This window comes from Candidatus Accumulibacter meliphilus, from assembly GCF_036625345.1.
Classification (GTDB): Bacteria; Pseudomonadota; Gammaproteobacteria; order Burkholderiales; family Rhodocyclaceae; genus Accumulibacter; species Accumulibacter meliphilus.
In genome coordinates, this window is the sequence record NZ_JAZKTZ010000022.1 from 17,707 (window position 1) to 31,553 (window position 13,847).

At 67.2% G+C, this 13,847-nt stretch carries 8 protein-coding genes and 2 pseudogenes; 2 read left to right on the top strand and 8 right to left on the bottom strand.

Going from position 1 to position 13,847, the window contains the following annotated elements:
• Positions 1-75 precede the first annotated feature (75 nt).
• Together V5B40_RS25370 and V5B40_RS24520 are read right to left on the bottom strand one after the other, a co-directional pair.
• Positions 76-1,328, bottom strand: a pseudogene (locus V5B40_RS25370) (ISAzo13 family transposase).
• A gap of 50 nt (positions 1,329-1,378) precedes the next feature.
• Complete coding sequence (locus tag V5B40_RS24520; protein ID WP_434735913.1) at positions 1,379-1,849, bottom strand: Rpn family recombination-promoting nuclease/putative transposase; 471 nt, start codon at positions 1,847-1,849, stop codon at positions 1,379-1,381.
• Between the two features lie 233 nt (positions 1,850-2,082).
• Here V5B40_RS24520 and V5B40_RS24525 point away from each other — a divergent pair, with 233 nt between their 5' ends.
• Together V5B40_RS24525 and V5B40_RS24530 are read left to right on the top strand one after the other, a co-directional pair.
• The gene (locus V5B40_RS24525; protein WP_332356991.1) at positions 2,083-4,587 is read left to right on the top strand and encodes an SUMF1/EgtB/PvdO family nonheme iron enzyme; all 2,505 of its coding nucleotides are present in this window, start codon (positions 2,083-2,085) and stop codon (positions 4,585-4,587) included.
• Between the two features lie 280 nt (positions 4,588-4,867).
• Positions 4,868-8,470: an SUMF1/EgtB/PvdO family nonheme iron enzyme gene (locus V5B40_RS24530; protein ID WP_332356992.1), complete on the top strand. Its 3,603-nt coding sequence runs from the start codon at positions 4,868-4,870 to the stop codon at positions 8,468-8,470.
• Between the two features lie 93 nt (positions 8,471-8,563).
• Here V5B40_RS24530 and V5B40_RS24535 read toward each other — a convergent pair whose 3' ends face one another.
• The 6 genes and pseudogenes from V5B40_RS24535 to V5B40_RS24560 all read right to left on the bottom strand — a co-directional run.
• Positions 8,564-8,767, bottom strand: a complete 204-nt coding sequence (locus tag V5B40_RS24535) for a heavy-metal-associated domain-containing protein (protein WP_332356993.1) — start codon at positions 8,765-8,767, stop codon at positions 8,564-8,566.
• Between the two features lie 124 nt (positions 8,768-8,891).
• The gene (locus V5B40_RS24540) at positions 8,892-9,617 is read right to left on the bottom strand and encodes a cupin domain-containing protein (protein WP_332356994.1); all 726 of its coding nucleotides are present in this window, start codon (positions 9,615-9,617) and stop codon (positions 8,892-8,894) included.
• A gap of 62 nt (positions 9,618-9,679) precedes the next feature.
• Positions 9,680-10,294, bottom strand: coding sequence for a HEAT repeat domain-containing protein (locus tag V5B40_RS24545; protein ID WP_332356995.1), 615 nt, complete (start codon positions 10,292-10,294; stop codon positions 9,680-9,682).
• Entirely contained in the window at positions 10,281-12,155 is a 1,875-nt protein-coding gene (locus V5B40_RS24550; protein ID WP_332356996.1) for an eCIS core domain-containing protein, read from the bottom strand. Before V5B40_RS24550 ends, V5B40_RS24545 begins: the two co-directional genes overlap by 14 nt.
• A gap of 281 nt (positions 12,156-12,436) precedes the next feature.
• Positions 12,437-12,811: a hypothetical protein gene (locus tag V5B40_RS24555; protein ID WP_332356997.1), complete on the bottom strand. Its 375-nt coding sequence runs from the start codon at positions 12,809-12,811 to the stop codon at positions 12,437-12,439.
• A 598-nt stretch (positions 12,812-13,409) separates the two neighbouring features.
• A pseudogene (locus V5B40_RS24560) lies at positions 13,410-13,847 on the bottom strand (hypothetical protein); the annotation flags it as partial.

Consider the following 13,847-nt stretch of genomic DNA (forward strand, 5'->3'; position numbering starts at 1 on the left):
TCGGCGTCGCCGAGCGCCGCCTCCTCCAGCAGGAAATAGCGTTGCGCCGGGTGATAAGGTGATTTCTACGGATCTTCATACCGTGCAAGCCGGTCGGATCAGGATGTCCCACTTGGGTAGAAGTGGGTTTCGTGCCAGCCTGGACTCGACAGCTTGCATGGCATCCTTGGCCACGGTGATTCCTTTTTCATAGACCGTGCGGCTCAGTTCGACGACGGGATGAATGCCTTTCCACGTCATGCTCTTTGCCCACTCCAACATCGTTTGGGTGTCGGTGAGCTTGGCGCCGTTCCAGTGCTTTTCCAGGATTCCCCAGCAACGCTCCACCGGATTGTATTTGCTGTGGTACGGCGGATAGTACAAGAGGCGGATGGACTTCCCGGTGTGATCGGCAAACTCGACGATTCGCTTGAGAAATTGCGTACGCCGGCCATTGCTCTCCGGCCCGTTATCCGCCTTGATTTGGATGTGTGTGACGCGAGCACACTCCTCGGACGCTTGACTCTCCCACCACGCGTAGAGGCTGTCGATGATGAAATCGCTGGTCTTCGCCGAGCTTCCGAAGGACAAATGGAGCCGCCCACTGTCTTCGTCGACGACACCAAACGGTGTGTGTTTCTCTTCGCATCCCATGTCGTGATCCGCCGCTTGGTTGTCGCCCCGCGTCTTGCCACCTCGCGAGTAGTCGCCAATATTCACCGTCGCCTTGCAGTCCATGCTTACGCGCATGACCGCCTCGCCTTGGCAATCTCGGTCATGCTCCCGGATATTCGCGAAGATGGCGTCGGTTTCGGGGACTTTTTTTGGGGTTTGGCCTTGAGCACCGGACGCAGCCGGTACCCGTTGCGGTTCAGTACTTTCGACATGCCGCTTCGTGACGGCAGCACGTCGTCGGCAAAACCCCGCGCTCGCAACTGCTTGATGGCTTCCTCGGCCGTCAAGCGGGTAAACGACAAAGTCGTGCGAAAAGTCGGATCTTGTTGGGCATGGCTTTCCGCCAGTTCCCAGAGAGCTTGCGCTACCTCCGGGTGTTTCTCCTCCCACGATTTCGCGCCGCAGCGGAACGCGTGCAGCCCCAGACAAACAATCCCCGTACGTTTCTCATGAAGGCCAAGCTGCACCGTCTGCCGACTCCATCCGAAAACGTCCTCTGCACGCCGAGGATTGCCCCCGCAGTATTTCAGCGTCATCTCCGCCTGAAACACCCTACGGTCCGCTCCCGTCATCTTGCTCGAAGCAAGCCGGATATCTTCAATGTGGACGGCTTCAAGAGAAACCTTGCTTTCAGCTACCGTGGCGGCCTTCATCAGCAATACCTCCAACCTCATAATCTACTGAAAGTATCGCATACAACGGTATGAAGATCCGTAGAAATCACCTAAGGCTTCAGGCTGGCCGGCAAGGGCTCGATCAGTTCGCTGACTTCGCGCGCAGCGGTCCAGCGACGGCGCCCGTTGTAGAGAACGAGCGGAAAAACCGCCGGCAGCTTCCGCTGGCTGCCGATTTCGCCGCTCTTGATCAGATCCTGATACAGCAATCCGGTATAGACCATGATGCGCAAGGCCATCCACGGATCGACGCTGCTCTGGAACTCGAGCAGCAGGTACACATAGAGCCAGTCGCCACGGTGGCGCAGGCGCCAGACGATGTCATCCTCACGCTCGCGCAGATCGTCGCTGACGTAGCTGGCAGCGACCTTTTCGAGCGTGCTGAAGTCCAGCTCGGCGACCCAGTCCTCGGCGACGAAACCGCGCAACAGGTCTTCGACGACCTGGGCGTGCGAAAAGAGCAGCTTGTAGCCCGAGTCGTAGGTCGCGGCGGCGGCGGGCGGTGGCGAGTCGGCAGGCATGGGGTCGATGGCTTCCAGGCTGGAGATCGTTGCTCGTGCGAATGCGCTTCGACCTATATTCTCGCACAGCGAGCCCCTATGGCGGCCACGGTAACGATGGCAGACAATGCGCCGCCAGGCGCGGTCGCCACCGGCGACCACCTGCCTGAAAGGGTTTTCGGCTAAGATCGAAGCTCCGCAGCACGCCAAACAACAAGTAGACGCCCGCTCTTCCCTCTCTCCCGTCGTCAGCCATGGACATCCTCCAGCAAGCAAGCGAACTGTTGCGACCCCTGATGGACGCAGGCCGCCGTGATACCTGGCTGAGCCTCGCCTTTCACGACCAACATCGCGACATTTACGATTCGATAGACCAGAGCGGTGCGACGCGAGAGTTCACCCTGCGCTGCGTCCGTAATCTGCTCGAACGCGGCTTCGTCGGCTCGCGGCATTCCTTGTCGCTACTGCTGGAGCTCGTGCGGCGCTATGCCGGCGACGAGAAACAGGCCGATTTCTGCGCCCTTCTTCGCGCGCTCGATGCGCTCGGCGAGCGCCCGCCCGACGCCGACTGCCCCTACCGTGACCTGCGCGCTTTCCGCGAAGAGGACCAACCGGTCTTCTTCGGCCGCGACGCGTTCACCAGCGAACTCGTTGCCGCCGTCGACCGCCAGCCCTTCGTCGCCGTCGTCGGCGCTTCGGGCAGCGGCAAATCGTCGGTGGTGCAGGCCGGGCTGATCCCGGTGCTGCGCGCTCGCGGCGGCTGGGCGGTGGGCATCTTGCGGCCCGGTCCCGAACCCTGGCGCAGCCTCGCCGCCTGCCTGCTCGAACTGATCGAAGGCGAGCCAAGCGCCGACGAGCGCGTCAAACGGGTGATCGCCACAGGCGAACTGGCCGCCCGGCTTGCCGTCGCCCCGCCCACGACAGCCAAGGACGGAAGCTTCGTCGCCTTACGGCACCTGGTCGACGCCACCCTCGCTGCCCACCCCGGCAGTAGCCGCGTGCTGCTGGTCGTCGACCAGTGGGAAGAGCTGTACACCTACCCGCAGACAACGCCCACCGACGCCGCGGCGTTCGCCGACCGACTCGTCGAAGCGGCGCAGAACGCGCCGCTGAGCGTGGTGTTGACGCTGCGCGCCGACTTCACCGGCCGTGCCATCGAGCACCGGCCGCTGCGCGACCGACTACAGCAGGCGACGGTTTTCCTTGGCGGCATGACCCGCGCCGAGCGCGAGCGGGCGATCAGCGGCCCTGCACAGGTGGCCGGCCTGCGCTTCGAACCGGGTCTCGTCGGCCGTCTTCTCGACGACGTCGGCGACGAGCCCGGCAACCTGCCGCTGCTCGAATTCTGCCTGACGCAACTATACGCCCGCAGTCGGGAGGGCACCCTGTGTCAGGCCGCTTTCGAAGCCATCGGCGGCGTCCGCGGCGCCATCGTGCAACGTGCCGACAGTGTCATCGACGCCATGGAGAGTGAGCATCCAGGCCGCGCGGCGATGGCCCGCGATATCTTCCTGCAGCTCGTCCAGCTAGGCGAAGGCAGCGAGGACACCCGCCGGCGCGCGCCGCTAGTCGACTTCGACGATGTAGCGCGCGCGCTGATCGACGAGCTGGCGACCGACCGCCTGCTGGTCACCGGCCGCGACCCCGGCAGCGCAACGGAGACCGTCGAGGTCGCCCACGAAGCACTGATCCGCAACTGGCCCCGCCTGCAGGAGTGGCTGCAGGAAGACCGCGCCGACCTGCACCGGCGACGCGAAATCGGACGTGCCACCCTGGACTGGCAGGCGCACGGCGACAGTTATCGCTGGCCCGACGAGCGGGTGATTCGTGAAACCGCGCCGATGCTGCAGCGCCTCGGATCGCGCTTCGAGCTGAACGACGCCGAGCGCGATTTCCTCGGCCCGCTCTCCGCCGAGAAGATGCTCGCGCTGCTCGACGAGGCCTCCACCCCGCACGCCTTGCGCGCGTGCATCGGCGACCGCCTGGCGCTGCTCCCCGGCGGCGACCCGCGCCCCGGCGTGGGCGTGGGCGTCAGCGTCGGTGCCGACCGCCTGCCGGAGATCGCCTGGCACGCGATTCCGGGCGGCGAGGTCGAACTGGACATCGAGGCCACTGGCCTGTGGAAGCGCTGGCGCGGTCGGCCGCGCTTCCAGGTCGCGCCTTTCCACATCGCCCGTCATCCGCTGACGGTCGCCCAGTGGCGCGTCTTTCTCGAAGCCGCCGACGGCTATGACGAACGGGTGCGCAAGGCTTATCAGTGGCCGCCGGATCCGCAACGTGGCGCCGACAACCAGCCGGCGGTGAACGTCACCTGGATAGAAGCGATGGCTTACTGCGAGTGGCTTTCTGCGGCGCTTGGCTTTGCCGTCCGGCTGCCGACGGAGTGGGAGTGGCAGCAGGCGGCGACCGGAGGCGACCCGCGCAACGAGTTTCCCTGGGGCGAATGGCAGGAAGGACGGGCCAACACGGACGAGAGCGAATTGGGCCGGACGACTGCCGTCGGCCTCTATCCGCAAGGGGCAAGCGCCCAGGGCGTGCTGGACCTTGCCGGCAATACCTGGGAATGGTGTCTCAACAAGTTCGACACGCCGAGCGATGTAACAGCGGGTGGTGACGCCCGGCGCGTGGTGCGCGGTGGCTCGTGGTCCAGCAATCGCCGCCACGCGCGTTGCGCCTCCCGCTACCACTACGTTCCCGGCTTCCGCAACTACTATCTCGGCTTTCGGGTGTTTTGTGTTTCCCCCATCCTGAAGCGCTGAGCACCGCAGCTCTGATCTCTGTCGCCACTGTTTCGCTGACACTCTGGAACGCCACGAAGTGGCGTTCTGCGGGGCGCGTAGCGCCCCGCGCGAAAAATTTTGAGGGCGGAACGCCTCAGCCACGCCGATCCTTTCGCGTATGCCGCACCGGCCAGCACCGACGCCGCTCAGCAAGCCGGCAAACCACCATCGGGCAAAGGTTTTGCGCTAACATCCCCGCTGCGCGCCACCGACAAGAACCGCACCCGCCTTTCCGCAAAGCCGGCATCGACAGCAATCCATGGACATCCTTACGCAAGCGATGAAACTGCTGCGCCCCTTGATGGACAAGGCGCGCCGCAACACCTGGCTGATCCTCGCCTTCGGCGGCAAACATCGCGACATTTACGACGCCATCGACCAGGACGGCACGACGATGGATTTCACCGTGCACTGCGTCAGCCGCTTGCAAGCCCGTGGCTGCGTCGGATCGCGACACGCGCTCTCGCTGCTCCTCGAAGAGGTGCGCGGCGACGCCGGCGACGAGCTCCAGGGCGTTTTCCAGAGCCTGATCGACGAACTGGACAGCCAGTGCAGCGCGAGTCGGAGCGGCGGGCCTGGCGCGCACGCGACCTCCCAAGCATCAACGCTTGCGGGGCACGCCGCCGACGCCGCAAAAAGCGAAGCCACGTCACAGATCGCGCTGGCGCCACGCTTCCCTGGCGGTCCTTCGCAAGCGCCGTCCGACGCCGCAGCAAGCACCAAGCGCGATTTCTTCGTCAGCTATACGGGGATCGACAAGGACTGGGCGGCATGGATCGCCTGGCAACTCGAAGACGCCGGCTATACCGCGTTTATCCAGGCGTGGGACTTTCACGCCGGTAGCAATTTCGTCCTCGACATGCATCGCGCCGCCAACGCACGCCAGACAATTGCCGTCCTGTCCAAGGATTATCTTGCGGCGCCGTTCCCCCAGGCGGAATGGGCGGCTGCCTTAGCGCAGGACCCCACCGGTGCGGATCGAGTTCTCGTGCCGGTGCGGGTGGGCGACTGCCAACCGGAAGGCCTGCTACGCACGATCACCTACGTCGATCTGGTCGGACTCGAGGAGCCGACAGCCAGGCAGGCACTGCTCGCGCGCATCCGTGGGGAGCGGCTCAAACCGTCGCACCCGCCGGGCTTCCCCGGCACCACCGCCAGTGCAGCGACTGCCTCTCCCCAACCCGGCTTTCCGGGCCAGCCGCAGGCACTTGGCGAGCTACGCGCCGCGCTGCTCGCCGGACAAGCCGTTCCCGAATTTGGCAAGCAAGCGCTCGAGCAAATCCTCCGCTACTCGCCGCGCACGCTCGAAGACTACCGCCTGGCGCGAGTCGCCGAATGGTCGCAGGCGCGCTACGCGCTCGACAAGCGTTTCACGCGGCTGACGCTGCTGCTCGATCAGGGGCCAGAGGCGCAGGGCACGCGCTGGCAGGCGCAGCAGAACACTTTCGACGACCTGCGCGAAGTGCTGGCCGAAGCGCCGGAGCCGGCGCTGGTGCTGCTCGGCCCGCCCGGCTGCGGCAAGAGCACGCTGCTGCGCCGCCTCGAACTCGACCTCGCGATTGATGCGCTCGATGCGCTGCGCGCCGCCGAACCCGAGCAGACACCGCTGAGTTTCTTCGTGCCGCTCAACCGCTACCGCCCGACGCGCCCTGGCCAGGCGCTGCCGGCACCCGCCGACTGGCTGGCACAGGAATGGGCGCAGCGCTATCCGCAACTGCCGGCACTGGGCGAACTGCTGCAGAGTGCTCGGCTCGTGCTGCTGCTCGACGCGGTCAATGAACTGCCGCACGCCGACGAAGCCGACTACCGCGAACGCATTGCCTGCTGGCGCGACTTCCTCAACGAACTTCCGGCCGGCACGCGCACCATCTTCTCCTGCCGCAGCCTGGACTACAGCGCCCCGCTGTCGACTCCCGCGGCACCGGTGACACACGTACGCATCGAGCAACTCGGCGATCCGCAGGTCGAGGAATTCCTGACGCTCCACGCTGCCGATCGCGGCCCGGCGCTATGGCAGCAACTGCGCGGCACGCCGCAGCTCGACCTCTTCCGCTCGCCCTTCTACCTGCGCCTGCTGCTCGCCCAGGCCGGCGAGGATGGCACAGCACTGAGCGGCAAGGCAGCGCTGTTCACCGGCTTCGTCCGCCAGGCGCTACGACGCGAGATCGACGCCGACAACCCGCTGTTTCGCCCCGGCGTGCTGCTCGGCAAGCGCGACCTCGCACGCATCATCGGGCCGCAATGGCGCAACGCGATCGACCTGCCATCCTGCGCGCCGCTGCTGCCGGCGCTCTGCCAGCTCGCCTTCGCGCTGCAGGCCCGGCGCGCACCCGGCGAAGCGTCGCGGGTACGCGTACCTTACGACGACGCGCTCGAACTGCTCGGCGAGCAGCACAGTGAAGATCTCCTGCACGCCGGCGTCGCCCTGCAGGTTCTCGAAGTGCAGTGGGACGACGTCTTCTACGTCCATCAACTGCTGCAGGAATACTTTGCCGCGCGTGCGCTGGCGGCCAGCCCGCAGCCCGCGCTGGCCGCCAGCGCCTGGCGTGCCGACCAGATATCGCCGACACTCGAGGAAGTGCTCGCCGGCCTCGCCGATTCCGACCCCTTGCCCGAGGCGCCGACCACCGGCTGGGAAGAAACCTTCGTTCTCGCCACGGCCATGGCGTCAGTGCCCGCCGACTTCATCGACGCCGTGATGGCGGTGAACCTGCCGCTCGCCGGCCGCTGCGCCGCCCAGCCCGACGTCAGCTTTCCCGAAGCACTGCGCAGCCGCCTGCAGCAGGCGCTGCTCGCCCGCAGCCGCGACCCCGCCGCCGACCTGCGCGCGCGCATCGCCGCCGCCCGGGCGCTCGGCGAACTCGGCGATCCGCGCTTCACACGCTGCAGCGGCGTGCATGGCGACTACCTGCTACCGCCGTTGGTGGACATCGCCGCCGGCGACTACCCGATCGGCAGCGACGAAGGGCTGTACGAAGACGAGTCACCGGTGCACCCGGTGCCGCTCGCCGCCTCCGCCATCGCCCGGTTCCCGGTCACCAACGCCGAGTGGCGCCTGTTCATCGCCGCTGGCGCTTACGACGACGAAGGCTGGTGGGAAGGCAGGGCAGCACAGGACTGGCGGCGCGGCGAAGGAACGGCGGAGGGGCCGAAGCAGCAATGGCGCCAGGACCGGCAGTGGTTCAATGACGATCCGCAGCGTATCGGGAACCTGCTCCGCGAAGGCCAAATCACCTCGAAACAGGCCGAGGAGTGGGAAACGATACGGCTAATGTCGGAGGACGAATTCGAGGCGCAGCTCGATGACTGGTATCCGGCCGGCAGGCAGACCCAACCCACCAACTGGAAGGATCCGGCGTACAACGACCCGGCGCAACCGGTCGTCGGCATCTGCTGGTACGAAGCACGCGCCTACTGTGCCTGGCTGTCGGCGCAGACCGGGCAGTGCTGGCGGCTGCCGAGCGAAGCGGAATGGGAAGCCGCGGCTCGCGGACGCAAGGGCCGCCGCTACGCCTGGGACGAGGACTTCGACGCCGGCTCGTGCAACTCTTTCGAGACGCACGTTCGCGGCACGACGCCGGTCGGCGTCTTCCCCGGCGGCGACACGCCTGAAGGGCTGGTGGACATGAGTGGCAACGTCTGGGAATGGACCAGCAGCGCCTACCATCCTTACCCTTACGCGGCCGATGCCAGGCGCGAAGATCCCGAGCAAACAGACGCCCGGCGCGTGGTGCGCGGTGGCTCGTGGGACGACGATCGCCACGGCGCGCGTTGCGCCTACCGCAACGACAGCGATCCCGGCCGCCGCAGCGGCAATCTCGGCTTTCGGGTGTTTTGTGTTTCCCCCATCCCGAAGCGCTGAGCACCGCAGCTCTGACCTCTGTCATCTCTGCTTCGCTGTCCCTCTGGAACGCCGCGTAGCGGCGTTCTGCGGGGCGCGTAGCGCCCCGCGCGCCTATGCCGTCGGATAGCCGGCCTCCTCGATGATCTCGCGGATGTCGCTCTCACTCACCATCGCCGTGTGCTCGATGACCGCCTCGCCGCTTTCCAGCGAGACCTCGACGTGGCCGATACAGGGCAGATCCTGGATCGCATTCATCACCAGGCGCAGGCAGTCGTCGGATTTCATTCCGGTGACTTTCAGGGTAGTGGTCGGCATCGCAGGCTCCTCTTCGGTGTGGCTGCTCATTGTATTCGCTAAGCCCAGCGTCGGCTGCGCCTCCTCGCAATGACGCTGGGAGGGGCATGGTTGCCGAAAAGCTCATAAAGAACGCAGCACTATCCTAGCGCATGATGGGTTCACGTCGGGCCAGCGATGCCAACGCGCGCTCGGTGCCCGCAACGCCCGATACTACCGGCATTAAGGGCAGATGCCCCGTCTTCACCCAGATCACCGTTTCAACTTCCGTGTACGGGCAGTGCGCGCTCAAGTGTGGACTGCGCAACCAGCTGCCGGCAGGATAACGGCCGTGTTCATCGATGAACTCGCCGCTGAGCACGAAGATTTCCTCGCCGCCCCAGTGCCGATGCGGCACAAAGCGTTCGCCGGCCGGCCATTTGACGAGCGCCACATGCTCCACTTCGTACGCATGCAGCGGCATCACCTGCAGTCGACCCTGGCCGGGTAGCCAGGCGGCGCTGGCCGTATCGATGCGCACGCTGGCGGTGTCGCCGGCGGCGAACTGGTGCAGCTTCACGAACAACACGCAACCCTCCTCGCTGAACGGTGCGTGGCCGCTGCCGGGAGGATTGCGCAGGTAGCTGCCGGGTCCGTAATCGCCGTCTTCGTCCGAGAAGATGCCTTCGAGAACGAGGATTTCTTCGCCGCCGGGATGCTGATGATGGGCAAAGCGGGCACCGGCGTCGTAGCGCACGATGCTCGTCGCGTGCCCGCGCTCGGCATCCTCGCGAGCCAGGGGTTTGCGCCACACGCCAGGCATCGGGCTGGCCTGCCAGGGCGCGGTGGCGGTATCAATGTGCGCGGCTTCGGCGAAATTCATGTTGAGCATCGGCGGCTGTCCTGTCGGGTTCGCTGCGAAAGTATAGAGCAGCGCCGCACGCCACCGACAACTCAGCTTGATTGCCGACCGACCCACTCGATCCACTGATCGGCGGCGGCGTCGCGCTGCGGCTGCGGCGCGTCGGGAAGGTAGCGCCCTAGTTCGACCCACAGTTGCTGCCAGTCGTACGCGGCAGCGAGCCGCGGCACCAGCCGGCGAACGACCAGGAAGGCGCGCGCCCGGGTCATCAGCCCCGGCGCCTTGAGCAGCGGCACGACGCGCGGCAGCACCGCGGGTCCGAGGTCGGTCAGACCATCGGTGGACAGCGTGTCGGGCTCGCGCAGGATGTCGGGGTAGTCGTCGATGGTCCGCAGCAAGGCCTCGAGAGCGCGCGCGTCACCGATGCGCACCAGGCCTTGCGCGCCACGCGCCCGCAACTGCTCGTCGGCGTCGTTGAGCAGCGCAGCGAGGACGTCGGCGCTGGCCGGGTCGGCGATCTCGGCCAGCGCCTGCGCGACCCTGGCGCGCAGCTCGCCGCGCGCCGTCGCCAAGGCCTCGACCAGCGCCGCGCTGCTGGCGCGACCGCGAGCAACGAGCTCGGCCAGCGCCAGCGCCCGCTCGTTGAAGTGGCTCGCCTCCAGGCCCTCCACCAGCTCGCGCACGCTGCGCGGGTCAGGGCGTCGCAACGGGCACATGGCTGAAAGTGAGGATCACCCGGCGATTGGCCCAGCGGTTCGCTTCGCGGCTCTGGTCGGCGCCGACTGCCGCATCGCCGCCCTCATCGCCGGTACCGGCGTCGGTGGTCGCCGCCGTCGAGGCGCCATGGCCGATGACGATGCCGTTGATGCGGGCGGCGGCGATACCCTTGGCCAGCAGCCCCGCCTCGACCGACTGCGCACGCCTCAATGACAGGTCGCGATTGTAGTCGCTGTTGCCGCCGACCTGATCGGCGAAGCCTTCGAGCGAAAGCTCGACGTCCGGATTGCGCGTCAGATAGGCGAGGAAGCTGTCGATCTTGCTTTCCTCGGTGGCGTTCAGGGCGTCATCGTCGAAGTCGAAGTAGAAGGTCACCGGTTCATGCACGTAGAAGTCGCGATGGCGCTCGAGCGCTTCGTCAAAGGTCGCCGAGGTCCCGGCCTCGACCTGCAGGTGCTCGTTTGTGACGTGCCCGGCATCGACCGTGAAGCCCCAGTTCACGGCGCCATAGGTGACCATCGTGTCTTCGCCGATGGCGGCGCTCTCGAAGGTCCAGGTAATCACGTCGGTCGGACTGCTGGTGCCCGGAAAGTCGTACATCGACGCCGTGCGGATATCCGCGGGGTCATCGGAACGTTTGTAACCCGGCACCTGCCCAAGCGGATTCGCGCCGATCCCGCCGCCGCGCGAGGCCGGCTGCTGGGTCGTGCCGCCAAAGCCGACGGTACCCGGTGCCGCCGCCCCCCAGGCATAACGCGGCGACAGCGCGGACCCCTGCGGCACACCCGGACTCGCGGCATTCGGACGGTGCAGCACGTCGGTCTTGAAACCCCCTTCGATGCCGCGCAAGGGGTCCGCCTCGGTACGCAGTCCGGGATCACCGAGCGCACCGCGCGGCGCCTGCGCCGCCGGCATCGACGCCGCATTGACATCGGCGCCGGCGGCGTCGAGCGTGCTGTTCACCTGCCAGATGCCGATCACGCTGGAATTCGGTTCGCCGATTCCCGGGACGAAGCGCAGGTAGCCGTCCAGGCCGCTCTTGGTCGGCGGCGTATCGAGCGCACCCTCGCGATCCTGTAGTTCGATCTCGAACAGGCTGGTGCTGCCCGGAACCATGTAGGTGGCGGCAAAACTGCACTGGATCGGTGCCGGACCCTGTCTCGCCGTCAGCGGGCCGGCAGCACCGTCGCGCGCGCCGCCCGCTTGCTGGACGACGTGCGCGAGTTCGTGGGCGGTCAGCTCGTCACGGCCCGGGCCACGCCCCTGGCCATAGAAGATGTCGCGCCCGTGGGTAAAGGCATTGGCGTGCAGATCGGCATTCAGTTGTGCCGCCTGCGGGTCAGTGTGCACGCGCACCTGCCCAAAATCGGCGCCGAAGCGCTGCTCCATGAAATCGCGGGTCGCGCCGTCGAGCGCTCGCCCGCTACTGCCGAGACGCGCCGAGGGCCCATTACTCGGCCCTGCAGGCGACGCCGGTGCGACCGGCAGCAATCCTTGCCGCGATGACGCGGCGACCGCCGACCGGGAGTCGCCGGTCGTCGCCGCGCCGACCTGTTTCGCCGCCCGGTCGGCCTCCAGCTCGTAGCGGTCACCCGGCAGACCTAGCGGTGATCGCTCGCTGTTGGTCGCCGGCAGGGCCGTGCGCAGGAAGGCGGGAACGCCCGCCCTACCCAGGTTCCCAACCTTGGTTGCCGTCGCCGGGGCGACCAGCGGAGCGTCGCTGCGCCCGGGCAAGGCGCTTTGCGAGCGCGCGAGAAAGCGCGGCATGCCGCCGCGCGAGGCACCGCCGCCGGCATCACTGGCCGAGCTCCTGGCGCCCGCGGCGCCGCTGGTGCGTGATTTGTAAGTCATGATTCCTCCTCCTTCTCCGCTGTCCGGCGACGGCGCAGCCAATACACCAGCGCCACTAGCAGCAAAACCAGATAGATCCAGCCTAGCGCAGGAACGAGACCCTTGCTGATCCAGTCGGGCACCGGGTCGTCGCGACCCGACCAACCAGGCCAGGGCAACGACTGCGGCGGTGACCAGCGCCGCGATCAACCACCGTGCCGGTCCCGAAAACGCGGCGTGCAGGTCGATTCGCACCCTCGCTGCACGACCGGCTCCGCCGTCCTTCAGGGAACGTCGATCGCTCATGGCGCAGCCATGGGCGGCATGCCCGGCTGCCAGCCGCGCGGGGCTGGCGTGTGACGGAAGCTGCCATTGCCGAGCTGCTCCATGATCTCCCCGTAGCGGCGCATGAACGCCGGCCCCTCCAGTTCGAACAGCTCGACGGTCAGCGTGTAGGCGTAGTCGCGGGCAACTCCCTCGCCGGCATGAACGAAGGATAGATGTGGCGTCGCGCCGGTCACATTCGGGGTACGGGTCGTACCGGGCAACCACACGCCCACTTCGCCGGTTGTTCTGGAACATATCCGAACGTGCATCCGCTCGTGCAGCCAGTCCATTTCCTCGGCAAGCTGCCGGAACGGGGTGACGTGGTGAGCATGATGTCCTGGGGCGGGCATCGGGAACCCCTCTCTGCAAGAGAGTTACCCAAGGCCTCGGACGGCGACGCCGCTCATGAAAATCGCGCATGGGTATCTGCCTCCCCTCGCGGACCGACAGGATATCGCCCATTCCCGCTTCTCCCGCTTCCACCTCGGCAGCCGTCATTCGCGCTGCTCCGCCCGTCGATCGCGACCCCGAAAGCAGCGCTTCGCTCTCCAGGTCCAGCGTCCTGCCAGGCAAGCCGACGCCCCGCTGATCAAGCCTGCGCTCGAGCGCTGCGAGCCAGGCGGTCAGCGCGGTCAGGCTGCCGTCGTGCAATCGCCCTGATTCGCTCGATGGCCTCGGCCGTGGGCCACGAAGGTCCGCCGGCAAGGGCACGTCACTCAGTTCTTCCAGCCGCGATTCGACCGCGACGGCGTCGCGGCTTGCGTGCCGAGCGAGCATCGATGACGGACATGGCACCGGCAGGCCGCCGTTCGAGTGCCGGGCACAGGCCACGCCTCCGGGCATCTCGGGCGCCGGCCGCTCGACGATCTCGTGCTCGCCGACCGCCGCACGACGTTCGGCGGCTCGCCGCGCACCAGTCCGGGATGCTCGTCGACGTAGGCCAGCTCGTCAGCCACCTGCCGCGGCGACAGCTCGGCGCTTCCATGCCGCCGCTCTCGCGTACCGAGGCCTCGCGCGACGCTGCCGGTGATGGTTCGAGTTCATCGACGCGGCCGCGCATTTCGGCTGGCGAAGCCGGAACCGCCTCCTCGGCCGCAGCCGCCACTCGGGCCTCGGCCGCCAGAGCGCCGCCCGGCGCGCGCGCCTCGGCCATACCGCCGCGCGCGTCTCGGCAGCCGCCGAACGCGCCATGCCGGCGTTGGCGATGTCGTCACCGACCAGGAAGCTGCGCGACAAGCCGTCGCCGAAGGACTCGCGCAAGCGCGCCGGGCAGACCGCGGGACGCCGCGTACGATGCCGCCCGGTGCGGCGGCGATGCGTCCCGGCAGCGCCCGCACGCCGGCCAGCGCCCGGCCCGGCAGGGCGCGCACGCCGGCAACGCCGCGT